This is a genomic window from Ensifer sp. R-19 (assembly GCF_049905105.1).
In the GTDB taxonomy this organism is placed as follows: Bacteria; Pseudomonadota; Alphaproteobacteria; order Rhizobiales; family Rhizobiaceae; genus Ensifer.
The window spans coordinates 2,451,803-2,476,339 of the sequence record NZ_CP184569.1 but is presented as its reverse complement, the minus strand read 5'-3'; the positions used below and the strand labels follow the sequence as shown (position 1 = coordinate 2,476,339).

22 protein-coding genes are annotated in these 24,537 nt (G+C 63.0%); 12 read left to right on the top strand and 10 right to left on the bottom strand.

Annotated elements, in window-relative coordinates; all coding sequences use genetic code 11:
- Positions 1–355 precede the first annotated feature (355 nt).
- Positions 356–1,252 carry a DMT family transporter gene (locus ACN9MO_RS12140; protein ID WP_425985001.1) on the bottom strand — a complete coding sequence of 299 codons (897 nt, stop codon included), beginning with the start codon at positions 1,250–1,252 and terminating at the stop codon, positions 356–358.
- A gap of 88 nt (positions 1,253–1,340) precedes the next feature.
- On the opposite strand from ACN9MO_RS12140, the gene ACN9MO_RS12135 reads away from it, so the two are divergent.
- On the top strand, positions 1,341–1,772 hold the full coding sequence (locus ACN9MO_RS12135; protein WP_057253170.1) for a hypothetical protein: 432 nt from the start codon (positions 1,341–1,343) through the stop codon (positions 1,770–1,772).
- A gap of 23 nt (positions 1,773–1,795) precedes the next feature.
- Here ACN9MO_RS12135 and ACN9MO_RS12130 read toward each other — a convergent pair whose 3' ends face one another.
- The 4 genes from ACN9MO_RS12130 to ACN9MO_RS12115 form a co-directional block, all read right to left on the bottom strand.
- Entirely contained in the window at positions 1,796–2,983 is a 1,188-nt protein-coding gene (locus ACN9MO_RS12130; protein ID WP_057253171.1) for a PQQ-dependent sugar dehydrogenase, read from the bottom strand.
- An 83-nt stretch (positions 2,984–3,066) separates the two neighbouring features.
- A complete protein-coding gene (locus ACN9MO_RS12125; protein ID WP_244495684.1) occupies positions 3,067–3,735 on the bottom strand; it encodes a class GN sortase in 669 nt (222 codons plus the stop codon).
- Positions 3,725–6,079, bottom strand: coding sequence for a marine proteobacterial sortase target protein (locus ACN9MO_RS12120; protein WP_057253173.1), 2,355 nt, complete (start codon positions 6,077–6,079; stop codon positions 3,725–3,727). Before ACN9MO_RS12120 ends, ACN9MO_RS12125 begins: the two co-directional genes overlap by 11 nt.
- Positions 6,049–6,360: a hypothetical protein gene (locus ACN9MO_RS12115; protein WP_143032948.1), complete on the bottom strand. Its 312-nt coding sequence runs from the start codon at positions 6,358–6,360 to the stop codon at positions 6,049–6,051. Before ACN9MO_RS12115 ends, ACN9MO_RS12120 begins: the two co-directional genes overlap by 31 nt.
- A gap of 180 nt (positions 6,361–6,540) precedes the next feature.
- Between ACN9MO_RS12115 and ACN9MO_RS12110 the strand changes: the two genes are divergently transcribed.
- A complete protein-coding gene (locus ACN9MO_RS12110) occupies positions 6,541–7,743 on the top strand; it encodes a pyridoxal phosphate-dependent aminotransferase (RefSeq protein WP_057253175.1) in 1,203 nt (400 codons plus the stop codon).
- A gap of 126 nt (positions 7,744–7,869) precedes the next feature.
- Here ACN9MO_RS12110 and ACN9MO_RS12105 read toward each other — a convergent pair whose 3' ends face one another.
- A complete protein-coding gene (locus ACN9MO_RS12105; protein ID WP_057253179.1) occupies positions 7,870–8,175 on the bottom strand; it encodes a helix-turn-helix domain-containing protein in 306 nt (101 codons plus the stop codon).
- A 219-nt stretch (positions 8,176–8,394) separates the two neighbouring features.
- Here ACN9MO_RS12105 and ACN9MO_RS12100 point away from each other — a divergent pair, with 219 nt between their 5' ends.
- Positions 8,395–9,285 (top strand): LysR substrate-binding domain-containing protein, encoded by an 891-nt coding sequence (locus tag ACN9MO_RS12100; protein WP_113133458.1) that lies wholly within the window; start codon positions 8,395–8,397, stop codon positions 9,283–9,285.
- Positions 9,286–9,407: 122 nt separating this feature from the next.
- Here ACN9MO_RS12100 and carA read toward each other — a convergent pair whose 3' ends face one another.
- Positions 9,408–10,613 (bottom strand): glutamine-hydrolyzing carbamoyl-phosphate synthase small subunit, encoded by a 1,206-nt coding sequence (gene carA, locus ACN9MO_RS12095; RefSeq protein WP_113133459.1) that lies wholly within the window; start codon positions 10,611–10,613, stop codon positions 9,408–9,410.
- A 325-nt stretch (positions 10,614–10,938) separates the two neighbouring features.
- Here carA and ACN9MO_RS12090 point away from each other — a divergent pair, with 325 nt between their 5' ends.
- Positions 10,939–11,388 carry a GatB/YqeY domain-containing protein gene (locus ACN9MO_RS12090; RefSeq protein ID WP_057254340.1) on the top strand — a complete coding sequence of 150 codons (450 nt, stop codon included), beginning with the start codon at positions 10,939–10,941 and terminating at the stop codon, positions 11,386–11,388.
- A gap of 570 nt (positions 11,389–11,958) precedes the next feature.
- Positions 11,959–13,983, top strand: coding sequence for a DNA primase (gene dnaG / locus ACN9MO_RS12085; protein WP_113133468.1), 2,025 nt, complete (start codon positions 11,959–11,961; stop codon positions 13,981–13,983).
- A 55-nt stretch (positions 13,984–14,038) separates the two neighbouring features.
- On the opposite strand, the gene ACN9MO_RS12080 is transcribed toward dnaG, so the two are convergent.
- The gene (locus ACN9MO_RS12080) at positions 14,039–14,878 is read right to left on the bottom strand and encodes a glycosyl transferase (protein ID WP_113133461.1); all 840 of its coding nucleotides are present in this window, start codon (positions 14,876–14,878) and stop codon (positions 14,039–14,041) included.
- Positions 14,879–15,079: 201 nt separating this feature from the next.
- On the opposite strand from ACN9MO_RS12080, the gene recQ reads away from it, so the two are divergent.
- The 3 genes from recQ to tdh all read left to right on the top strand — a co-directional run bounded on the left by recQ (position 15,080) and on the right by tdh (position 19,600).
- Positions 15,080–16,957 (top strand): DNA helicase RecQ, encoded by a 1,878-nt coding sequence (recQ, locus tag ACN9MO_RS12075; RefSeq protein ID WP_057253185.1) that lies wholly within the window; start codon positions 15,080–15,082, stop codon positions 16,955–16,957.
- A gap of 204 nt (positions 16,958–17,161) precedes the next feature.
- Positions 17,162–18,349, top strand: coding sequence for a glycine C-acetyltransferase (locus tag ACN9MO_RS12070; protein ID WP_192494793.1), 1,188 nt, complete (start codon positions 17,162–17,164; stop codon positions 18,347–18,349).
- Between the two features lie 216 nt (positions 18,350–18,565).
- Positions 18,566–19,600: an L-threonine 3-dehydrogenase gene (gene tdh / locus ACN9MO_RS12065; protein WP_113737775.1), complete on the top strand. Its 1,035-nt coding sequence runs from the start codon at positions 18,566–18,568 to the stop codon at positions 19,598–19,600.
- 14 nt (positions 19,601–19,614) lie between these two features.
- Here tdh and ACN9MO_RS12060 read toward each other — a convergent pair whose 3' ends face one another.
- Positions 19,615–20,073 (bottom strand): hypothetical protein, encoded by a 459-nt coding sequence (locus ACN9MO_RS12060; RefSeq protein WP_057254344.1) that lies wholly within the window; start codon positions 20,071–20,073, stop codon positions 19,615–19,617.
- Between the two features lie 218 nt (positions 20,074–20,291).
- On the opposite strand from ACN9MO_RS12060, the gene ACN9MO_RS12055 reads away from it, so the two are divergent.
- From ACN9MO_RS12055 to ACN9MO_RS12040, 4 genes are all read left to right on the top strand, one after another.
- Positions 20,292–20,636: a GFA family protein gene (locus tag ACN9MO_RS12055; RefSeq protein WP_057253186.1), complete on the top strand. Its 345-nt coding sequence runs from the start codon at positions 20,292–20,294 to the stop codon at positions 20,634–20,636.
- Positions 20,637–20,782: 146 nt separating this feature from the next.
- A complete protein-coding gene (locus ACN9MO_RS12050) occupies positions 20,783–21,007 on the top strand; it encodes a hypothetical protein (RefSeq protein WP_162261318.1) in 225 nt (74 codons plus the stop codon).
- Positions 21,008–21,096: 89 nt separating this feature from the next.
- Complete coding sequence (gene rpoD, locus ACN9MO_RS12045) at positions 21,097–23,154, top strand: RNA polymerase sigma factor RpoD (RefSeq protein ID WP_057253188.1); 2,058 nt, start codon at positions 21,097–21,099, stop codon at positions 23,152–23,154.
- A gap of 232 nt (positions 23,155–23,386) precedes the next feature.
- Positions 23,387–23,680 (top strand): GYD domain-containing protein, encoded by a 294-nt coding sequence (locus ACN9MO_RS12040; protein WP_057253192.1) that lies wholly within the window; start codon positions 23,387–23,389, stop codon positions 23,678–23,680.
- A gap of 28 nt (positions 23,681–23,708) precedes the next feature.
- On the opposite strand, the gene ACN9MO_RS12035 is transcribed toward ACN9MO_RS12040, so the two are convergent.
- Complete coding sequence (locus tag ACN9MO_RS12035; protein WP_112996858.1) at positions 23,709–24,524, bottom strand: DUF2066 domain-containing protein; 816 nt, start codon at positions 24,522–24,524, stop codon at positions 23,709–23,711.
- Positions 24,525–24,537 lie beyond the last annotated feature (13 nt).

Below are 24,537 nucleotides of genomic sequence, written 5' to 3'. Positions count from 1 at the left end.
TATATCGCAAGCTGTTGAAATCACAGCTTTTTGAAAATGAACGCCGCAAAATTGAGTGGGTTTTTGCTGTTTTTCGATGCAGCCGCAAGGAGGCCAGTCGAATGCTGGCGCCGTCCGGTATTCGCAACTCTCTGATATGTTTGATGCTTCTCGCGTCGTACGTTTCTTACGTACGATTCTTGCAGAAAACCTACAGGTATTGAATTGGACGGGTCGATTGCGCCCGCTTCGCGCCTGGCGGCGAAGCAACGATTTGATGGCCCGGTACAATAGCAAGTAAAGCGCCAGTCCGGCGTTTGGACCGGTCGCTGATATAGTTCATGGCGCAGTGTCGGTTGCGCTCGCAGAGGCCAGTTCAGGCCGCAGCTTCCGCGCGCCGATTTTTGGTCAGTTCGGGAATGATCTCGACGGCAAGCATTGCCGCGAAGATGATCGCGCAGCCGGCATAGCCGATCGGGGTGATGATCTCGCCGAGCAACAGGACACCGAAGAGGGCAGCAAAGAGCGCCTCGCTCGACAGGAAGATGGCGGCCTGCGGCGCCGTGGTATAGCGCTGGCCCACCACCTGCAGGATGAAGGCGAGGCCGCTCGAGAAGATGCCGGCATAGAGGATTTCGAAGAGAGCGCCTTCGACAGCCGCAAAGCTCAGCGGCTCCATCTTCACTGCGAAAAGCAAGCCGAGCACTGCGCAGACGGCGAACTGCGTCATCGACAGCAACATCGGCCGGCCGCTGATGGGCGCGAAAAGGCCAACGAGCAGCATTTGCACCGCCCAGAACAGGGCGCACAGGATCGTCAGGTAGTCACCGCCGGTCAGCGCCGACAAGGTGCCGCCGCTCAAAAGGAAGATGCCGAAGAGAGCCATCAGCGCACCGGGCCAGATGACCCAATGCGGCTTGCGGCGCAGGAAGATGACCGTCAGCACGGGCACGAAGACGACATAGAGCCCGGTGAGGAAGCCGGAATTGGTGACGCTGGTGTCGAGCAGGCCGAACTGCTGGGTCGCTGCGCCGGCAAAGAGTGCCAGGCCGATGAAGATGAAATTGCGCACGGTCGTCAGCTTGAGCGGTTCGGCCGCCCGCTTCGTTTCCAAAATGGCCAAGGGCATGGCAACCAGCGTCGCGATCGCAAATCTGAGCGTGATGAACCACAGCGGGCTGATCGCATCCATGGCCGTCGACTGTGCAACGAAGCCGGCGCCCCAGATCGCGCCTGATATCAACAGCAGCAGATTGGCCTGAATGCGGGGCATGTCGGTTCTCCTCGGACAGGCGCCGTCTAGCAGTTGCGTTCTGGGCGGGCAAGGCTCATCGTCAGCGTCATGGGCGTCGGAGATGGCGATGAATGACAGCGGATATTCCGGCACGCCGCTTGCCCGCAAGCTGGGTTTGAAGGACGGGCAGGCGGCGCTGCTTCTCGGCGTTCCGCCCGGCCTCAGCGAAATCACGGACTTTTCCGGCTTCTCGAGTTGCGAAACCGTGCTCGGTCCGGCTGGCGGGCGCAACTACGACTATGTCCATATGTTCGAGACGCAGAGGTCCGAATTGGACGGGCTCGCGCCGGAGGTTGCGGCCCGGCTCAGGCCTGACGGCATGCTCTGGATTTCCTGGCCGAAGAAAGCGTCGAAGGTGGCGACGACGCTGAGCGAGGACGTGCTGCGCGATATCTTCCTGCCGCTTGGCCTCGTCGACGTGAAGGTTTGCGCCGTCGATGCCGTCTGGTCGGGACTGAAGTTCATGTTCCGCAAGGAGTTCCGCGGCCAGCTGTCGTGAGGCGGCAGCGACGGGCTCAATTGCTATTGCTTTGCGCCCTTGGAGACGCGGAGAACGGCGCCGTTTTCCTCGTCGGTCACCATCAGCAATGCGCCATCTGGCGCGACGACGACGTCGCGGATGCGGCCGAACTCGCCATCGAACAGCCGTTCTTCGGCGCCGATGGCACCGTTGTCGTCACGCTCCAACCGCGCGAGAAGCTGGTACTTCAGCGCGGCAACCAAAAGGTCGCCGTCCCACTCGGGAAACATCCTGCCGCGATAGATGGCGAGCGCGCCGGGGGCGATCGAGGGATCCCAATAGAAGAGGGGCTGATCGAGGCCGTCCTTCGCCGTGCCTTCGCCGATCTCGGCGCCGGAATAGTCCTTGCCGTAGGTGATGACCGGCCAGCCGTAGTTGTGGCCGGCCTGCGGATTGTTGACCTCGTCGCCGCCGCGCGCGCCGTGCTCGACCGTCAAAAGCGTGCCGTCCTTCGGGTCGAAGGCGATCCCTTGCGGATTGCGGTGACCCTTCGACCAGATCTCCGCCAGGCCGCCGGTGCCGCCGCGATAGGGGTTCGATCCGGGAGCGCTGCCATCGGCGTTGATGTGCAGGATGGCGCCGGCATGATCGCGCGGGTCCTGCGCCCGATCGCGTTCACCGCGGTCGCCGATGCCGAAGAACAGGCTGCCGTCGGGCGCGATCGCAATGCGCGAACCGAAATGCTGTCCCTTACCGGTGAACTTGCTCATCCGGAAGAGTTCCTTGACCTCGGTGAGACCGCTCTCGTTTTCGGCAAGTTTCGCGCGCACGACGGCGGTGCCGTAGCCGCCTTTGCCATTGGCGGCCAATGTCAGATAGAGCGTCCTGTTCTTTGCGAAACCAGGGTCAAGTGCGATGTCGAGCAGGCCGCCCTGGCCACGTTCAGCGACCTTGGGCACCCCCTTCAGCGGCTTCGACACCTTGCCGTCGCGCACGATCCTCAGCCGGCCGGGACGTTCACTGACGATCAGCCCTCCATCGGGTAGCGCTTCGACGGACCAGGGGTGTTCGAGGCCGGCCGCCAGGGTCTCGACGCGCAGGGTGCCGTGCTGGCTCGGGAATTCGCGCGTCTCTTGGGCGTGAGCGCCCAAGGGGGCGGCGATCGCGGCCAAAGCGACGAGCACCGCGAGCGACCGGGTGTGCCGCCGCCTACCTAGCTGTTTCGACGCTGCTGCATCCGCTCGCCGCATTGCGCTTCTCCGGGCCGATTCGTTCAACTGGCACGCTGGAGCGGGAGACGGAGCGGTTCAAGTCACATCCGATCAAAAGCGGTTTATTTCGAGATCGAGCCTGTCGTCAGCGACACCGGCCGTTGTTCGCCGATGAGCTCGGCATTGACGATATAGCGCATCGGCCCCTGTTCGATCGCATCGAAGGGCCAGCAGGTGGCAAGCGCCAGATGGTGGCCGGTGGCCGATGCGTTGATGCCGCTTTCGTCCCAGCGGGCGACGCGGCTTTCGCCGGCCCGGAACAGGAAGCGGCGGCCGTCCTTGCGCGTCAGCACCAGGAGGTCGCCGGGATTGACGTCCTTCAGCCAACGGAAATGCGTGTCGCGGTGCGCGGCGATGACGGAGGTGCCTTCGTCGCCGGGCAAGGGCGTCGTCGTCAGCCAGGCGGGGCCGAAGGCGAGCGCTTCGCCGCTCGCGCCTTCGAGCACGACCGCAGAGCGGTTCAATCGCGGCGCGGTGATCTCGGCGGCGGTCTGAAAGTCGGCCCAGGGCCAGGGCTTGCCATCCGGGTTGCCGTGCAACTGCGCCTCGAAAGTGCGCTTGAGAAGCACCTGCGAGACCTCGGCCTTGGCCTTCATGTAGAAACCTTTGCCGATCAGCAGGAGACCGGCAAGGGCAATGAGCGCGATGATCGCGAGCACGATCGTCTCGACCGCCGAGAGGCGGGCGAGAAAGCCCGGGCCTGGCTCGGGCCTTTCGTTGTCAGCGGCCACGGCGGCGCACTCCCGCAAGCACGACGGCGGCGATCGGCACGCGCCAGAAGACAAAGGTCGTGCCGGCGAAGAGGGCAAAGGCCAACAGCATCAGGCCGATCAGGATCTGCTTGTCCGCTTCCGTTGCCGTCTGCGGCAGGGTGACCTGGTTGTTGGCCTCGGCGATCATGCCTGCCGCCCGTGCGGTTGGTGCCGCCAGCATGCGGTCCGCCGTCACCATGGCAAGCTTGGTCCGGCTCTCGACCGCAGCGTCGCGTTCGTAGACCTTTCCGGGGGCGCTCTCGACGGGCGCTTCACCAAAGACCTTGCCGAAGTCCCAGCCGGCCGGAAGGTTGAGCGGCAGCCTGGTTTCGGCCTGTGGCTCGCCGGCCGGACGCGAGGGCGTCGCATCGACCGCGACGAGGCTGGTGACGCGGGAGACGAGGTGATGGGCGAGCGCCACGGTCTCGATCCGCTTGTCGAGCGTGGCGGGATCGGCAATTGCAGCGGCACTTGCCTCGAGATCATCGATCTTGCGCCGCGCCCAGAGCTTGGCGATACCCTGGCCGGTGGAGGCCTTGGCGATGTCCATCTCGACCCGCCAGGGCTGGTCGCCGGCTTTGCCGAGGATCTGCAGCTTGCCTTTGGGTGCGGTGCCATCGAGTTCGGCGGTCAGCACCACCGGCTCGCCGCGATAGAGATCGGGCATGGGGTTTGGGGTGATGTCGCTTGCCGATGCGGCCTCGAAGCTCGCGGAGATATCGGTCATCGCGGGGCTTTCGAGCTTGGTGAAGAGCTCGCCCATGCGTGTCGCCACCTGGCTCTCCGAGCCGATCAGCGTGAAGGTGCCGCGGCCGTATTCGGCAGCCTTGGTCATGAAATGGCTGTTGGGGGCGGAGCCGATGCCGACGGTGAAGACGCGGGCGTCGCCGCGGTTTTTCTGGATCTCGTCGAAGAGCTGCGCCTCATTGCCGATCGCGCCATCGGTCAGGAAGACCACCTGGCGAAGCGCGCCGGCCTGAACTGGACCCTGCGTGCGCAATGCAGCTTCCAGCGCGGGCAGCATTTCCGTGCCGCCGTCGGCGGTGAGACCGCGGACATAGGCGATCGCATCCTCGCGCTTGTCCGGTGTCGCCTCGGTGAGCTCAGGAAAATGCACCGACATCGTGTCGTCGAAGCGGATGACGTTGAAGCGGTCTTCGGGCTTCAACCTGGAGATCGCCAGCGCCAGGCTCTCCTTCGCCTGTTCCATCGAGGGGCCGGCCATGGAACCGGAATTGTCGATGACAAAGACGATCTCGCGTTTGACCGGCTTGGCATCGGTCTCGCTTGCGGCAGCCGGTGGCGTGACGAAGGAGAGCAGGTAGGTCTTGTTCCCGACTGTCTCCCGGAAGAGGCCGGCATAGGGGCTCTTGCCCTCGATCGCGTTCCAGGTGAGCTCGAAGTCGCGGTCGGCCGGCACGCTGTCGCCCTTCAGCGTCACGCGGCGGCTGAGATCATCGAGGTTGGCGATATCGACGTCATGATAGCCGGATTTCACCTCGCCGAGGGGGAAGCCTGCCTTCAGGTTCACCGTCAGCGTGACGGGATTGACCTTAGCGTTTTCCTTGGGGTCGAGAACCGGCGCTTCGACCTTTTCACGGTCGGGAACCGGATCGTTGACGGCATAGCCGGTGCGGCTGTCGAGGTCGACGGTCTGAACGATCGGCTGCGGATTGTAGCGGGGCGCGACCACCATCGGGAAACGGAGAGAATAAAGGCCGTTCGATTGGCGGACCGCGCTCTGATACTCGATCTGTATGACGACCGTTTCGCCGGGGCCGATATTGGCGACCTGGTTGGTGAAGATGTTCGGGCGCTGTTGCTCGAGCAGTGCCGCCTTCTTGCCCTCGGCCTTCGCCTGTTCGTAGATCTCCTTGGCTTCCTGGCGCGGCTTTATCTGGCCCTCGATGAAGCGGTCGCCGATCTGCATCTTCAGCGTATCGACCGCCGAATCCTCGGGCAGGGGGAAGACATAGGTGCCTTCGACCCAGCCCTTGCTGGGGTTCTCGAAGCGCTGGGTCACGCGGGTGCGCATGATCGGGCCGTTGACGTCGATCGTCACGTCCGTCGCCAGCCGCGGCGCCTCGACGAAGTAGCCGGGTTCCTTCGACGGGAAGAGCAGGGCGCCCGCGCCGATATCGTTGGGGCGAACATAACCTGCCATCTGCTGAGGCTTGGCGTCGGCAGTTTCGGCCGCGGCCTGGGTCATCAGGCCGATGATCATCAGGATGCAGGCGGCGAGCGCTGCGATCGCCAGATACATGCCCCAGCGCGCTTCGTTCTGCCCGGTTTTCAATGAGGCGATTTCGTCGTCGAGAAACATTGCATAACCCCCGTAATGCGAATGTGTTCGGATGATCGAAGAAAAGGCCCGGAAACCGGCTGTTGCAGGACGGAATTGCGGCGGACCGCGACAGTTGTGATGGCCAAATTATGGCATTTCAAAAAATGCCGAACGCCGCTGATTTTTTTGAATAAATCGCGATCAAGAACCGTTTCCGACTGATACGTTTCGTGGCCGTTCAAACGACCGCCATAATTCCTTTTTTCGGCGCTGGACTTGTGGGCGAGGATCGCCTCGGGATCGCGACTGGCGATCGACAACGCTGATCGCACTCATGAAACTTTGTCATGGTGACGCTTTTTGCCCGCGTTTCCGGCGTTTTTGCCGTTCCGGCGCTTGCAAGACCGGGCGTCTTTCGACATAGACCTAACCGCTATGGAGCCTGGCTTTTTACGTTCCGTAGCGATCACCTCGTCTCGAAACGATCAGGACCTTCACCCATGGCCTTCCTTGCCGATGCCCTCTCCCGTGTAAAGCCTTCCGCCACTATCGCCGTTTCGCAGAAAGCCCGTGAGCTGAAAGCGAAAGGTCGTGATGTGATCGGCCTCGGCGCCGGGGAGCCGGACTTCGATACGCCCGACAATATCAAGAAGGCGGCGATCGACGCCATCAACCGCGGCGAGACGAAGTACACGCCGGTCTCCGGCATTCCGGAACTGCGCGAAGCGATCGCCAAGAAGTTCAAGCGCGAGAACAACCTTGATTACACCGCCGCCCAGACGATCGTCGGCACCGGCGGAAAGCAGATTCTTTTCAACGCGTTCATGGCGACCCTGAACGCGGGCGATGAAGTCGTCATCCCGGCGCCCTACTGGGTCTCCTATCCGGAAATGGTGGCGCTGTGCGGCGGCACGCCGGTGTTCGTCTCGGCCACCCAGGAAAACAACTTCAAACTCACGGCGGAGGACCTGGACAAGGCGATTACGCCGAAGACCAAGTGGTTCGTCTTCAACTCGCCGTCCAACCCGTCGGGCGCTGCCTACAGCCATGCCGAACTGAAGGCGCTGACGGACGTGCTGATGAAGCATCCGCATGTCTGGGTGCTGACCGACGACATGTACGAGCACCTGACCTATGGCGACTTCAAGTTCGCGACCCCGGTCGAAGTCGAGCCCGGCCTTTATGACCGCACGCTGACGATGAACGGCGTCTCCAAGGCCTATGCCATGACCGGCTGGCGCATCGGCTACGCTGCCGGTCCGCTTCAGCTCATCAAGGCCATGGACATGATCCAGGGTCAGCAGACCTCGGGCGCCACCTCGATCGCGCAGTGGGCGGCCGTCGAGGCGCTGAACGGCACGCAGGACTTCATCCCCGAGAACAAGAAGATCTTCGAAGGCCGCCGCGATCTGGTCGTCTCGATGCTGAACCAGGCCAAGGGCATTGCGTGCCCGACGCCGGAAGGCGCCTTCTACGTCTACCCGTCCTGCGCCGGCCTGATCGGCAAGACCGCGCCGTCGGGCAAGGTCATCGAGACGGACGAGGATTTCGTCTCCGAGCTGCTCGAATCCGAAGGCGTTGCCGTCGTGCACGGTTCGGCCTTCGGTCTCGGCCCGAACTTCCGCATTTCTTACGCAACCTCGGAAGCTCAGCTCGAAGAGGCTTGCCGCCGCATCCAGCGTTTCTGCGCCGCCTGCAAGTAAGCGCTGGCAATCGCATCACAAAAAAGCCCGCCGGCAACGGCGGGCTTTTTTGTTCGCAGATCGATTCAAGCGGTGGCCAATCTTATTCAGGCGGATCGGCCAAGGCATTGAAATTTTGTCAGAAATTCACGCACCGGGAACCTCGTCGTCGCCGACGACGCCACCCTCGCTTTCCAGGATCGAGAGGCGGCGAGCCTCGGAGCGCGTGAACTTCAGCTGCACGCCGATGCCGCGTTCGCCTTCCGGCAGAAACACTGCGCCGGCATGTTCGAGTGCATGCCTCAGCGATAGGATTGTCTCGTCGCTGGGCGTCTCGAGCTTGCGTTCGAACCTGAGGATCGTGTCTTCGTCGACACCTGAAAAGCTTGCCAGCATCTCGCGCGAGATTTCGATCAGCGCCCGGGCGGCGCGGCACTGTGGACCTGTAATCATCGTCACCTCCAGTTGCACGGGAGGATGCGCGAAGCCCGGCGAAGGGTCAACCGCAAGTCACGTCCGTGACCTCATCCGTCAGCGGGTCAGCATTGCGAAGGGGCCCAGCCTCTCCCTGGATATTCGGTTTCAATGCGGGGCGATGAATTTGTGGACGGTCTTTTGAAAATTGGCCAAATACGGACATGTCATCCATAGGCGTGGACATCGGGAGCCGCGATGCGCAATCTCAACGACTTCATCATCTTCGCCCATGTGGTCGACCATAGGGGCTTCGCGCCGGCTGCGCGTGTGCTCAACGTGCCGAAATCGACGCTCAGCAAGCGCGTGGCGGAGCTTGAGAAGATGCTTGGCGTCCGGCTCATCAATCGGACGTCCCGCCGCTTCACGGTGACCGAGATCGGCGAGGACTTCTATCGCCATGCGGCCGCGATGCTGATCGAGGCGGAAGCCGCGGAGGCGGTGGTCATGGGCAGGCTCGCAGAGCCAAGCGGCACGGTGCGCATCACCGCTTCGGTGCCGACGGCGCAGATGACGCTTTCGGGGCTGCTGCCTCAACTGGCGCTAGCCTATCCGAAGATGCGGGTGGTGCTGCATGCGACCGACCGCTTCGTCGATCTGATCCAGGAAGGCTTCGATATCGCCGTGCGCGATCATTTCGCGCCCTTGCCCGATTCCGGTCTCGTCCAGCGGCGGGTCGCCTCCGAAGTGATCTGGTTGGTGGCAGCACCCGGCTACCTCGCGCGGCGCGGCACGCCTGCCGAGCCGGATGAACTCAAGGACCACGATGGCCTGCTCACGTCGCTCGCAAGCGATGGCTGGACGCTTCGCCGGGAGGACGACGTTCCGGTCTCTGTGCGCCCCGAGCCGCGCTTTGTCGCGGACGAGTCCCGCGTTCTCCTCGAGGCGGCGCTTTCCGGGCTCGGCATCACCGCGCTGCCGCGCAAGCTCTGCCATGCCGAGATCGACAATGGCAGCCTCGTGCGGGTGCTGCCCGACTGGCAGGCGGGGTTGGTCACGACGACGCTTTTGATGCCGCATCGCCGCGGCCAGCTCCCGTCGGTCCGGGCGGTTGTCGACTTCATCGCCGAGCGTCTCGCCGACGGCTGACAGACAAAGACGACGAGCTGTCCTCCCGCCTTGGCGGACACGATTGGCGATATCGGCCGATGCCCTGTCGCCAAAGAAAAGGCCCGCGCGAGGCGGGCCTTTTGTCCGAATGTTTGTTGCGCTTAGCGCTCGGCCAATGCCGGCTCGCCCTTCTTCTCGCGCACGAGGTTCATGAAGCGGCGGAAGAGGTAGTGGCTGTCCTGCGGGCCGGGCGAGGCTTCCGGGTGGTGCTGGACCGAGAAGACCGGCTTGCCGGCGACGCGCAGGCCGCAGTTCGTGCCGTCGAAGAGCGAAATGTGAGTCTCTTCAACGCCTTCCGGCAGCGACTTCGAATCGACCGCGAAGCCGTGGTTCATCGAGACGATCTCGACCTTGCCTGTCGTGTGATCCTTGACCGGGTGGTTGGCGCCGTGGTGGCCCTGGTGCATCTTCTCGGTCTTGCCGCCGAGGGCCAGCGCCAGCATCTGGTGGCCGAGGCAGATGCCGAAGACCGGGATATCGCTCTTCAGCAGGTTCTGGATGACCGGCACGGCATATTCGCCGGTTGCCGCCGGGTCGCCCGGGCCGTTGGACAGGAAGATGCCATCCGGCTTCTGCGCCAGAACTTCGTCGGCGCTGGTCGAAGCCGGCATGATGGTGACGCGGGCGTTGAGGCCGGCGAAGAGGCGCAGAATGTTGCGCTTCACGCCATAGTCGAGCGCGACGATATGGTAGGCGGCATCGGTTTCGCCGAGCGTCGAATAGCCCTCGTCCCAGACCCAGGGCTTCTCGTCCCAGCGCGAGGACTGGCCCGAGGTCGCGACCTTGGCGAGGTCGAGGCCTTCAAGCCCGCTCCAGGCCTTGGCTTCGGCCTTCAGCGTGTCGATGTCGAAGACGCCCTGGGGGTCATGGGCGATGACGGCGTTCGGCATGCCGTTTTCGCGGATCCAGGCGGTGAGCGCGCGGGTGTCGATGCCGCAGAGGCCGATGATGCCGCGGGCCTTCAGCCAGGCGTCGAGGTGCTTGACGGCGCGGTAGTTCGACGGCTCGGTGATGTCGGCCTTGAAGATGACGCCGACCGCGCCGTGGCGTGCTGCCGGCGTCAGGTCTTCGATGTCTTCGTCATTGGCGCCGATATTGCCGATGTGCGGGAAGGTGAAGGTGACGATCTGGCCGAGATAGGAGGGGTCCGTCAGGATTTCCTGATAGCCCGTCAGCGCCGTGTTGAAGCAGACTTCCGCCTGCACCTTGCCGGTCGCGCCGATGCCCTTGCCTTCGATCACGGTGCCGTCGGCCAGAACGAGCAGTGCGGTTGGTTTTTCAATGGTCCATGCGGGTGTCGCGGTCATCGTTCCTATCCCGTTGCGGCGTGAAGCGGGGCTTGAAAGCCCGGCGGTCGATCGCCATTTCATGTGCTCAGGCATGGACGCGCGGAATCCCCGCGGAAAGTGCTCTCATGCCGATGTCGTGCAGGTGCGGGAAAATAGCCAAAGCGCTGATCCGGGTCAACCGGCCGCTGTGAATTGTCAGGAAATAAAATTCCTTTTAATTCAAGCGGTTGCGTATTCCGTTTGATTGCGCCTGTCACACTGGTTTAAGACGACGACAACAATGATGGTTTCGAGCCGGTTCCGGGCAGAGCACCGCGGGCCGGTTTCGACATGGAGTATGGACATGCGCGACCAGTTCGCTGACGCACTGAAGGAAGCCCTGAAAGCCAAGGACACACGGCGTACCTCGACCGTGCGGCTGATCCAGGCGGCGATCAAGGACCGGGACATCGCCAATCGTGGCCTGGGCAAGGACCCGGTCAGCGACGACGACATCCTGCAGATCCTCGCCAAGATGATCAAGCAGCGCGAAGAGTCGGCCCGCATCTATGACGAGGGCGGCCGGCCGGAGCTTGCCGAGCAGGAGCGCCAGGAAATCGTGATCATCAACCAGTTCCTTCCGGCCCAGCTTCCGGAAGAGACGGTGCGTGAACTCTGCGCCTCGGTGATCCAGGAAACCGGCGCGCAAGGCTTGCGCGACATGGGCAAGTGCATGAACGTGCTCAAGGAGCGCTATCCGGGCCAGATGGACTTCGCCAAGGCGTCCGGTCTCGTGAAGGAACTGCTCAAGTAAGAGCTCGTTCAAGTAACTGCGCACGCCCGGCCATAGGTGACGGGCGTCGCCTCCTCGGCGTGCGCAAGGATTTCGTTTTCGAACGCGCGATCGATCCGCGGTGTTGCGGCTGGCGATATCGTTGGCGACGACATAGTTGATGAAACGACCGCTATAGAGGCCGCTCGACAGATCTTGGGGATCGCGGTCGTGATGGAGGGCAGGGCCGGATTGGGCCATCAGCCAGCGTTGCTGCGAGGCAAAGATCGAAGCGAGGCGCGGGTTATCCCCATACATGGAGACCATGCCGCGGGCGTAATCCAGCACGGTGCTGAAGAAGACGGGACTGGACGCGAGCGCTTCGACGGCGATGGCCATGATGGGTGTTCCAGTTCGGGACGCCGAATTGATGCCATTCACCTTCGGCGAGTCAAGCTCTACTTTTGGTCATTGGAAGATCTCAATTGCGTCTTTTGGTTGTGGAAGCGGGCGTGAATCCCGTTTCCGTCCTGTGAATAGCGGGCAAGCCGGATCACTGTTGTGGCGTCCAGCGGCCTTGCCGCCTATATGGAAGATCGACCAGAGGTTTTCATGCGCTTTTCACCATCCTTTCTCGACGAGATACGCGATCGCGTGCCGATTTCGGACGTGATCGCCAAACGCGTCACCTGGGATCGGCGCAAGACCAATGTCTCGCGCGGCGACTATTGGGCCTGCTGCCCCTTCCATGGGGAGAAGTCGCCGAGCTTCCACTGCGAGGATCGCAAGGGCCGGTACCATTGTTTCGGCTGCGGCGTCTCCGGCGACCATTTTCGCTTCCTGACCGATCTCGAAAGCTTGAGCTTCCCGGAGGCCGTGCAGCAGATCGCCGACATGGCGGGCGTTGCCATGCCGCAGCCCGACCCGCAGGCCGAGCGGCGCGAGAAAGAGCGCACCAGCCTTCTCGACGTCATGGAGCTGGCGACCGCGTTTTTTGAGGATCAGCTCCAGACCGCGGGCGGCGCCAAGGCCCGCGCCTATCTGCGCGAACGCGGCCTGACAGGCCGCACGATCGAGACCTTCCGCCTAGGCTTTGCGCCCGACAGCCGCAACGCGCTCAAGGAATTTCTCGCTGGCAAGGGTATCGGCAAGGAGCAGATCGAAGCCTGCGGTCTCGTCGTGCACGGGCCCGATGTGCCGGTTTCCTACGACCGTTTCCGCGACCGCATCATGTTCCCGATCCTGTCGTCACGCGAAAAGGTCATCGCCTTCGGCGGTCGCGCGATGTCTCCGGATGCGCCGGCGAAATATCTGAACTCCAACGAGACCGAGCTCTTCCACAAGGGCAACGTGCTCTACAATTTCGCCCGCGCCCGCCGGGCCTCGCAAGGGGCCGCCCGCCTGGGTGACGCCGGGCCGGACGATGCCGCCGGAACGATCATCGCCGTCGAAGGCTACATGGACGTGATCGCGCTGCACCAGGCGGGCGTCGAGAACGCGGTTGCGCCGCTCGGCACGGCATTGACCGAAAACCAGCTCGACCTTCTCTGGAAGATGACGTCGCAGCCGGTGCTCTGCTTCGACGGCGATGGCGCCGGCATCCGTGCCGCCAATCGTGGCGTCGACCTGGCGTTGCCGCACCTGAAGCCTGGCCGCTCGGTGCGTTTCGCGATGCTGCCTGACGGCAAGGATCCGGACGATCTGGTGCGCCACGAGGGTCGCGCGCCCTTCGACAAGGTGCTCGCCAATGCGCGATCCCTTGCCGACATGGTCTGGCAGCGCGAGATCCAGGGTGGATCGTTCGACACGCCTGAGAAACGCGCCGAGCTCGAAGCGCGGCTGAAGCAGGTCACTTCCGTCATCGCCGACGAAAGCGTGCGCCGCCACTACGGCCAGGACATGCGCGACCGGCTGAACGCCTTCCTGCAATCGTCGGGATCGGGGCGGGGGGGCGAGCGTCGCCCATTCGAGCGTGGCGGCGGCCGCGTAGGGGGCAAACGGTCGATGCAGCCCGCGGACGCGTTGAAGGGCGCTATTGTCGAGGCGGGGACTGCTGCCAGTTCGAAGCTTAATCAGTTGTTGAAAGCTGACCGCTCAACGAGGCCGCCAGAGTTACGCGAAAGCGTGCTGGCGTTCACCATCGTCAACCACCCGCAGCTGCTGTTCGACGAGTATGACGAAATCTCGACGATCGAGTTCGACCATCGCGACCTGCAGCGCTGCTGGGCGGCGGTGCTCAATGCTGCTGCCGCGCAGGGGCCGCGCCTGACGCGCGAAGGCCTGATCGAGCAACTGGATGGGGAAGGCTTCGGCGCACTGCTCGCCGCGATCGACCAGCAGATCCGCTATGCGCGGCTCTGGACCGCGACGACGGCTGCAGCCCCCGAGGATGCGCGCGAAGGTTATCTGCAGGCTCTGGCTTTGCACCAGCGGTCCAAGGCGCTGCACTGGCAGCGGCGTGAACTCGAGCGTGAGCTTGCGCATGCGACGGAGGAAGGCGACCTCGAAGCGGTGCCGCAACTGCTGCGCACGCTTCAGGAAGTGCAGCTCGAAGTGACTCGTCTTGAGAACCAGGAGGCGATCATCGAGGGTTTCGGGGTGCTTTCCGGTCGCGTGAAGGGGCCGGCGGCGCGTTAATCTAAAAACTCACGCTGCCACGCTGAAATCCTGCCCGATCTTAACAGAACGCCGACTATTCGCGCCAATGTTCGGCCACCCATGGAGCAGGGCGGATATAGTGGCGCAGGTAGCGGAACGGGTTCTTCTCGCGGCGGTCGCCGTTGAACAGGCGGCGAATATGTCCAAGCGGCGTGTCGACGCGTCCGCGATAGCCATATTGTCCGTCGATCGCATGTTGCGGCAGCAGGCTGCGCGGGAAAAGCACCACACGCGCATCGGCCGGCAGGCGCGGTGTGAAGAAATAGTTGAGCGGGAAGGTCCAATGGCAGTCCTGCCGGTAATGCAGGACCCAGCGCCTTGGGAAGAGCTTCACGCCACCGGGCGCATTGCGCGTGACGAAACGCTGCTCGAAGCGATACTCGTCGGCAATCGCCTGAGGATTGGCGCCAAACTTCTGCTGCAGGGGCACGAGTTTGCCCACCGGGAAGCGGAACAGCGAGGTCTGGCCGAGGCGCTCGAAGGGCGTTGTCTGATTTCTGGCGAGGATCACGTCGTCGGGTTCGCCGACCTCGAAGAAGGAATCGAGCGATCCGACGATGACGATGTCGAGGTCGAGAAAGAGAACCGGGCCCTGGAGATTAGCGAGCTTCGGTCCCCAGAGCCGCGACTTCTGCCAGATGCCCGGCGTGTTCGTGGGCATGTCCGCGATGTTGAGCGGCGGCAGGTCCTCGCAGAGAATTTCCGGACGCAGTCCTTCGAAATTGTCGGTGAAGCAGGTGAAGGTGAAGGGCGGGGTGATGTTGCGCGCCACCATGGCATAAAGCCGGTTGATGAACGGAGCGCCGTACTTCGTACCCCAGTTGATGCAGATGATCTGCTTGACGCCGCCGCTCGCCGCTAAAATGTTCGCCATGATGACTTCCTGATTTTTGGGAGCCACTAAAGTACTGCTGCGTTGGCAAGGTCAAGCTGGCAAAAGCTCAATCCCCGACCTTGAAAAGCCTGCTGATCACGCGGGATTATCACGGCGTTCTCTTCATTTGCCCTGACGGCTATGGCATTGCGGTCGCATCTTGCGATGATTGCAGGCAGTGATTCCCGTGAAGGAGACGTGATGGAGTTTGTCGAAAGGGCGAAGCGCGCCGCAAGCGCTGCCAGCCATCTCTTCGACGACGCCGGCCCGGCGCCGCTCGATGTGCTGAAGCGCGTCTATGGTTATTCCGCCTTTCGCGGTAGACAACAGGAAGTGGTCGAGCACGTGACCGGCGGCGGCGATGCCGTCGTTCTCTTTCCGACCGGCGCCGGGAAATCGCTCTGCTTCCAGATCCCGGCGCTCTGCCGTCCCGGGCTCGGCGTGGTCGTCTCGCCTTTGATTGCGCTGATGCGCGATCAGGTGGAGGCGTTGAAGCAGCTCGGCGTCAATGCTGCGGCCCTCAACTCGTCGCTGACCCGCGAGGAAGCGATCGCCGTGCGGCGACAGATCTATGACGGCACGCTCGACCTTCTCTATGTGACGCCGGAGCGGATCGTCACGGATGGTTTCGCCGATCTCCTCGGCGATGCCCGCATCGCGCTCTTCGCCATCGACGAGGCGCATTGCGTATCGCAATGGGGCCATGATTTTCGCCCGGAGTACCGCGCGCTCGGGTTGCTGGCGGAGCGTTATCCAGGCGTGCCGCGCATCGCGCTGACGGCCACTGCCGATCCGCATACGCGCGACGACATCGTCGAACGGCTGGCGCTGACCAATGCCAAGGTCTTCACGACCAGCTTCGACCGGCCGAACATCGCCTATGAAATCGTCGAGCGCGACCAGCCGCGCCAGCAACTGCTACGCTTCCTTTCGCGCTTCAAGGGTTCGTCCGGTATCGTCTATTGCCTGTCGCGTGCCAAGGTCGAGGACACGGCCGAATGGCTGAATGCCCAGGGTATCCGGGCGCTGCCCTATCATGCGGGCATGGACCGGACGCTCAGAGACAAGCATCAGGACGCGTTTCTGAAAGAAGAGAGCCTCTGCCTTGTCGCGACCGTCGCCTTCGGCATGGGCATTGACAAGCCCGATGTGCGCTATGTCGCCCATCTCGATCTGCCGGGATCGGTGGAGGCCTACTACCAGGAGACCGGGCGTGCCGGCCGTGACGGCCAACCGTCGGAGGTCTGGATGGCCTATGGCATGGCCGACGTGCTGCAGCGCCGCCGGATGATCGACGAGGGCGGGGCGGCCGACGACATCAAGCGCATCGAGCGCGGCAAGCTCAACGCGCTCTTGGCGATCTGCGAGACCGCCGGCTGCCGCCGCCAGGCGATCCTCGCGCATTTCGGCGAAGCCCATCCCGGGCGCTGCGGCCATTGCGACACCTGCCTGAAACCGGTCGAAACCTGGGATGGCACGGAAGCGGCGATCAAGGCGCTTGCCGCCGTTTATCGCACCGGCGAGCGCTTCGGCACCGGTCATGTGGTCGATGTGCTGATGGGGACGGTCAACGAAAAGACCGAGCGTTTCGGCCATGTCGAGATGCCCGTCTTCGGCGCCGGCAAGGATCTTCCTGCCCGTACCTGGCAATCGGTGTTTCGGCAGTTGCTGGCGGCGGGGCTGATCAGCGTCGATCATGCTGCCTTCGGGGCGATGAAGCTGGAGCCGGATGCGCGCGCCGTCTTCAAGCGCGAACGCCAGGTGTTCTTCCGCAAGGACCGTCCGACCTCGGGCAAGGCCGCACGGGGGGCAAAATCGGGCTCGCAGCGCGAGCGCGCCGATCTCGCCGGTTCGGACCTCGAATTGTTCGAACTCCTTCGTGCCGAGCGCTTCTCGATCGCCAAGGAGCTGAACGTCCCGCCCTATGTCGTCTTCCCCGACGCGACCTTGATCGCGCTCGCCAAGGAGCGCCCGCGGGACTTCGACGAACTGCTCGACATCCCCGGCATCGGCGAAAGCAAACGCGAGCGCTACGGCGAAGCGTTCCTGGCGGTCATCGACGGGTATGTGGACGGGTGAGTTCGCGCACGGCGGGTGCTGACGCGGCGAAGGAATATGTCCGTGAGCGCGCCTGCGGCGACACAATATATCCCTCACGCCATCTCGCCGTGAAATGCCCTGTCGTTTTTGCGCCGGCCTCCTCGGCGCGCTGGAATTTGCTGCAAGTCGAAAGCCGTCATGATACTCGTCAGGAACGCGATGTTTTCTGTGAGCGAGAGCGCCATGACTTCAGCCTTTCTGTCCCATCTTCGTTCTGAACTCGAGGGCCTGAAGACGGCCGGGCTGTACAAGTCGGAGCGTGTCATCACCTCGAAGCAGGCGGGCGCGATCGAGGTCGCCTCGGGCGACCGCGTGCTCAACTTCTGCGCCAACAACTATCTCGGCCTTGCCGACAACGCGGAACTCGCCGAGGCCGGCAAACAGGCGCTCGACCGTTACGGCTACGGCATGGCCTCGGTGCGCTTCATCTGCGGCACGCAGGAGGAGCACAAGCAACTCGAGGCCCGCATCTCGTCGTTCCTCGGCCTGGAAGACACCATCCTCTATTCCTCCTGCTTCGATGCCAATGGCGGCCTGTTCGAAACGCTGCTTGGCGAAGAGGACGCGATCATCTCCGACGCGCTCAACCACGCCTCGATCATCGACGGCGTGCGGCTCTCCAAGGCCAAGCGCTTCCGCTACGCCAACAACGACATGGCAGCACTGGAGGAGGAGCTGAAGAAGGCGGAGGGCAGTCGCTTCAAGCTAATCGCCACCGACGGCGTGTTCTCGATGGACGGCATCATCGCCAACCTGCAAGGCGTCTGCGACCTCGCCGACAAATACGGCGCCATGGTCATGGTCGACGACAGCCATGCGGTCGGCTTCGTCGGCAAGAATGGCCGCGGCTCGGCCGAACATTGCGGCGTCGAGGGCCGCATCGACATCATCACCGGCACGCTCGGCAAGGCGCTCGGCGGCGCCTCCGGCGGTTACACCTCGGCCAAGGCCGAGGTCGTCGAGTGGCTGCGCCAGCGCTCGCGGCCCTATCTGTTTTCCAACACGCTGGCGCCGGTCATTGCCGCCGCCTCGCTCACGGTCTTCGACCTGATCGAAAACGGCGATGCACTGCGTGAGCGGCTCTATGCCAATGCCACCCTGTTCCGCACCGAGATGTCGAAACTCGGCTTCACGCTCGCCGGCGAAGGGCACCCGATCATCCCGGTCATGCTCGGCGATGCGGCGCTCGCCCAGGAGATGGCGGCGCGCATGCTGCAGAAGGGCGTCTATGTCATCGGCTTCTCGTTCCCGGTGGTGCCGAAGGGGCAGGCGCGCATCCGCACGCAGATGTCGGCAGCCCACAGCGAGAACGACGTGCGCCGGGCGATCGCCGCCTTCGAAGCGGTTGGCCGCGAGCTTGGCGTGATCTGAGCGAACGGAACGGAGAGTTCGCCCGATCCGAGGGAAGGGCGAGTTTGCCCCTCACCCTAACCCTCTCCCCGCAGGCGGGGAGAGGGGACGTGCTTTACGGCTCGCAGGAGAGGGGATGGAAGGTTGCCACAGGTCCCTTCTCCCCGTGGTGACGGGGAGAAGGTGGCGGCAGCCGGATGAGGGGCAAGCCCCAGAGAAGGTTTGGTGGAGGCTATAATGACGAACATGATGAAGGCGCTGGTCAAATCGAAGCCGGAAGAAGGCCTCTGGATGGAGCGGGTGCCGGTGCCGGAGATCGGCCCGAACGACGTGCTGATCAAGGTGAAGAAATCGGCGATCTGCGGCACCGACGTGCACATCTGGAACTGGGACCAGTGGGCGCAGAAGACCATCCCGGTGCCGATGGTCGTCGGCCACGAGTTCATGGGCGAGATCGCCGAGGTCGGCTCGGCCGTCACCAAGTACCATGTCGGCGAGCGGGTGTCGGGCGAGGGCCATATCGTCTGCGGCAAATGCCGCAACTGCCGCGCCGGCCGTGGGCATCTGTGCCGCAACACGCTCGGCGTCGGCGTCAACCGGCCGGGCTCCTTCGGCGAGTTCGTCTGCCTGCCGGAATACAACGTCGTGCCGATCCCTGAGGACGTGCCGGACGAGATCGCGGCAATCTTCGATCCGTTCGGCAATGCCGTGCACACGGCCTTGTCCTTCGATCTCGTCGGCGAGGATGTGCTCGTCACCGGCGCCGGGCCGATCGGCATCATGGGGGCACTGGTTGCCAAGCGCTCGGGTGCGCGCAAGGTGGTGATCACCGACATCAACCCGACGCGCCTCGCGCTCGCCAAAAGCGTCGGCATCGATTACGTCGTCGACGCCTCGAAGCAAAACCTCGCCGACGTGATGAAGGCGATCGGCATGACCGAGGGCTTTGATGTCGGGCTGGAGATGTCGGGAGCGGCACCGGCCTTCCGCGACATGATCGACAAGATGAACAATGGCGGCAAGATCGCCATCCTCGGCATCGCGCCGGCCGGTTTCGAGATCGACTGGAACAAGGTGATCTTCAAGATGCTCAACCTCAAGGGCATCTACGGTCGCGAGATGTTCGAGACCTGGTACAAGATGATCGCCTTCGTGCAGGGCGGTCTCGATCTATCCCCGGTCATCACCCACCGCATCAGGATCGACGAATTCCGCGACGGCTTCGAGGCCATGCGCTCCGGCAACTCCGGCAAGGTGGTGATGGACTGGTAAGGCGCTGGGGCGGCTCAGTTGGCGAGGCCGAACTGGATCTCGATCTCGTGGTAGCGGGCGCCTTGGCCCGTCCAGCGATGATAGATCTCGCGGCTCTCGCCGGAGAAATTGTGCCTGCTCATCTCGATCTGCCCGACGAGCGGTGCGTAGCCCTGGGTAAAGAGGCTGCGCATCGGCCCCTGATGCCGGGCGGACGCCACCATGATCGGTTCCAGATCGATCAGGTCAAGGTCGCCGCCATAGTCGTCACCGCCGGTGACCGGGCGGCAGATGCGCCAGTCGAACAGGGTCTTGGCATTTTTCGGCAGGTTCTGCGCGATGAAAATCCAGGGCCCCGCGGGTGCCAGGCGAGAGCGTTCCATCTCCGCCTCGATGACAGGCGCCAGCGCGGCGCTTTCACTTTTGACGTCGGGAATGGTGAGGCGCCGCGCGATCGATAGCACGCGCATGGCGTCGGTTTCCTTGATGAGCATTTGAGCCTCCATGAGATCGGCGGCGAAGGTCGTCCGCGATCGGGTCGGGCGCAAGCGAGAAACCGGAATAATCTTGCGAATTTCCGTCTGAAATGGGCTTCTCGGGGAATGGATTTGCGCGGATATCACCGCTCGCAAACCCGCTTGCTTGGACGCTCTGTCGCTCTATCTTGGCCGGAGATCGAAAGGGTTGTTGGCGGAAAAGGGGAGATCGGTGCATGCGTTATGAGGGAAGCTGCCATTGCGGCAAGATCGCCTTCGAGGTGGAAGGGGACTTCGCCGAGGCGGTCGATTGCAATTGTACGCTATGCCGCCGCCGCGGCGGGCTGCTCGCTTTCGTGGCCCGAGACAGGCTGACGATGAAGACACCGGAAACGGACCTCTCGACCTATCTCTTCAACAAGCATGTCATCCAGCATCATTTTTGCGATACCTGCGGCATCGCCCCTTTCGGCGAAGGTGAGGGGCCGCATGGGAAGATGGCGGCGATCAACCTGCGCTGCCTGCCGGAGTTCGATCTGGAGGCGGTCAGGATCGTCAAATACGACGGTCGTTCGGTTTAGGAGCAGGGAAAAGATGAAGCCCTGGTTGCGATGCGGATATGGCACAACGGGACCTTGCCGATTAAATCGGGGGCACCCTTGTCTTTTGGCAGGCAGCGCCTACATCTTCAGCGGAAGCTGATAAACCCCAAAAAGCGATAGGAACGGTGATTTTTGCCGAATCAGCCGGTTTTTCAGCGGAAATGCTTGACGGGATCGAAAATTCTGGGAATCACCATTTCCGAATAAGAAATGGCGAAATGACACGGCGGTTAGGGAATCATGCCAGAGGCGTTTCAGTGGCAGGACTGTCGAAGCTTGCCCGCTTTGCCACGATCGCATTCGTGGTTAAACAGGAATTAAACATCATCCCGTTACGTCAGGGGAAATGATTCGGTGGCGGGTACGCGGCGTGCCCGAACCTTCGAGCGGCATTTGCACCGGGCTCACGCCGGTTGCGACAAGGAAAGCGACGAACTAAATGGCAACCAAAGTCAAAGAAAACGAAGAAGCTGACGTAGAACGCGAAGGTGCTCCGGACGGTCCGCTTCTCGATCTTTCCGACGACGCTGTCAAGAAGATGATCAAGGCCGCCAAGAAGCGCGGCTACGTGACGATGGACGAGCTCAACTCCGTCCTTCCGTCCGAGGAAGTCACCTCCGAACAGATCGAAGACACGATGGCGATGCTGTCCGACATGGGCATCAACGTGATCGAGGACGAGGAAGCCGAAGAGGCTGCCGGCGGCGGTGACGACGAGGCGAGCGACGACGACGGCGAGAGCGAAGGCGGCGAACTCGCCCCTTCCAGCGGCACGGCGCTTGCGACCAGCAAGAAGAAGGAACCGACCGATCGTACCGACGATCCGGTCCGCATGTATCTGCGCGAGATGGGCTCGGTCGAACTCCTGTCCCGCGAAGGCGAAATCGCGATTGCCAAGCGCATCGAGGCTGGCCGCGAGACGATGATCGCCGGTCTCTGTGAGAGCCCGCTGACGTTCCAGGCGCTGATCATCTGGCGCGACGAACTGAACGAAGGCCAGACGCTGCTGCGCGAGATCATCGATCTCGAAACCACCTATTCCGGTCCTGAGGCCAAGGCTGCTCCGCAGTTCCAGAGCCCGGAAAAGATCGAGGCTGACCGCAAGGCTGCCGAGGAGAAGGAAAAGACCCGCAAGGTGCGCACGGCCGCCAACGACGACGACATCACCAATGTCGGCGGCGATGTCATGCCGACCGAGGAGGAAGAGGAAGACGACGACGAGTCGAACCTCTCGCTCGCCGCCATGGAAGCGGAACTGCGCCCGCAGGTCATGGAAACCCTCGACATCATCGCCGAGACCTACAAGAAGCTGCGCAAGCTGCAGGACCAGCAGGTGGAAGCCCGCCTTGCTGCGACCGGCACGCTTTCGCCCGCTCAGGAGCGCCGCTACAAGGAGCTCAAGGACGAGCTGATCAAGGCGGTCAAGTCGCTGTCGCTCAACCAGAACCGCGTCGACAGCCTGGTCGAGCAGCTCTACGACATTTCCAAGCGGCTGATGCAGAACGAAGGCCGCCTGCTGCGGCTTGCCGAATCCTACGGCGTCAAGCGCGACTCGTTCCTCGAACAGTATTCGGGCGCCGAACTCGACCCGAACTGGATGAAGTCGATCAGCAACCTGGCCGGCAAGGGCTGGAAGGAATTCGCCAAGAGCGAAAACCAGACGATCCGCGACATTCGCCAGGAGATCCAGAATCTCGCCACCGAAACCGGTATCTCGATCGCCGAGTTCCGCCGCATCGTCTCCATGGTGCAGAAGGGCGAGCGCGAAGCGCGCATCGCCAAGAAGGAGATGGTCGAAGCGAACCTGCGCCTCGTCATCTCCATCGCCAAGAAATACACCAACCGCGGCCTGCAGTTCCTCGATCTGATCCAGGAAGGCAATATCGGCCTGATGAAGGCGGTCGACAAGTTCGAGTACCGCCGCGGTTACAAGTTCTCGACCTACGCCACCTGGTGGATCCGTCAGGCGATCACCCGGTCGATCGCCGACCAGGCCCGCACGATCCGTATTCCGGTGCACATGATCGAGACGATCAACAAGATCGTCCGTACCTCGCGCCAGATGCTGCACGAGATCGGCCGCGAGCCGACGCCGGAAGAGCTGGCCGAAAAGCTCGCCATGCCGCTCGAAAAGGTGCGCAAGGTCCTGAAGATCGCCAAGGAGCCGATCTCGCTCGAAACGCCTGTCGGTGACGAAGAAGACTCGCACCTCGGCGACTTCATCGAAGACAAGAACGCGCTGCTGCCGATCGACGCCGCCATCCAGGCGAACCTGCGCGAGACGACCACCCGCGTTCTCGCCTCGCTGACGCCGCGCGAAGAGCGCGTATTGCGCATGCGCTTCGGCATCGGCATGAACACCGACCACACGCTCGAAGAAGTCGGCCAGCAGTTCTCGGTCACCCGCGAACGTATCCGCCAGATCGAAGCGAAGGCGCTCCGGAAGCTCAAGCATCCGAGCCGCTCCAGGAAGCTGAGAAGCTTCCTGGACAGCTAAGCAATCCGCAAGCTGCGCTCGTTCCTGGACAGCTAAGCCGCACGCCTCACAGAAAACCGAGAAAGCCGGGCCGATCGCCCGGCTTTTTCGTTTCGGCCTCACCCAAGCGATTTATTGTGAGGCTCTGCGCCCAGGAGTATAGTCGCGCTTTCGCAGCAATCTGGGGCACCCCGTCTAAGTCGCGGGAGCAATCGCACCGCGGGCGTGAAGCGTGCCCCCGTGGAGGTGTAGGATGACCACTTATGTCATGCTCCTCAACTGGACCGAGCAGGGCGTCAAGAATGTGCGCGAGTCTCCGAAACGGCTCGACGCGGCAAGGCAAGTGCTCGGCGAGATGGGCGGCTCCTTCAAGCATTTCTTTCTGACCATGGGCGACTACGACATGGTGGCCGTCGTCGAGGCACCCGATGACGCGATCGCCGCACGCTTCGCCCTCACGCTCGGCATGGCCGGCAATGTGCGCTCGACCACGCTCAAGGCATTTCCAGAGGCAGCCTATCGCGAACTGATTGCCTCGCTCGGATAGGCTGAACGGCCAGCGATACTGGATCTGCTCAGGGCGACCCGTTTCCGGAGAGGATGCGGGCCGCTCCGCGTAGCGCATTGCGGAAAGCGTCGTCGAAGCTGACGCCGCTGACCTGCCATTCATAGCTTTTACCGGCGGACAGCATCCGCCAATTGACGTTCCAGCCGCGCGCTTGATCGGACCAGACCAGTGTGCCCGCAAGCGTCACGTCCCCCTCGCTCGGCATTGCGAGCCTGGCGAAGCTCTCCAGGCTCGCTTGCGATATCGTGGCAAAGTCCAGCTTTCCACCGGCGACGGTCGCCCTGTCCGGCAGGGTGACCGAGAGCGCCAGCGGTGTCGCGGCCGCGCGGAGCGAGTCGGCCATATAGGGGCTTTCGTCGCCGTCGCGCGCCAGCACGAAACGGCGCCTCTGATCCTCGACCGCCAGCAGTACGGCGATCACCGGGCGGGGCGCAAGCCATGGCTTTCGACCGAGCTTTGCAAGAAGCGGGTCAATCGTCGCCGGCGCGTAGCGGCAGGTGAGATCGTGCGGCCGATCGTGAGTGCCCTGTTCGTCGTGGATCGGGATACCTTCGAGCCGGTCGCGGTAGGAAAACGACGAGGCGAAGCTGCCGGCCTCAGCCACCAGCGCTGCGAAGCCGGGCGCGTCGAGGATCGTCGGATCACCCGACAGTTTGACCAAAACTTCACTGAGGCATTCGCGAAAGCCGATCTGCCGGTTGATCTCGCCGGTGCCGGTGACGATCGCGTCGCTCTGATAAAGCCGGCCGATGTCGCCGGCGTTTGCGGGACCGCCAAGGCCCGCGGCGAAGAGAAGCGGCAGCAGCATTCGTGACATCGCCATGCCGTTCTCCCGA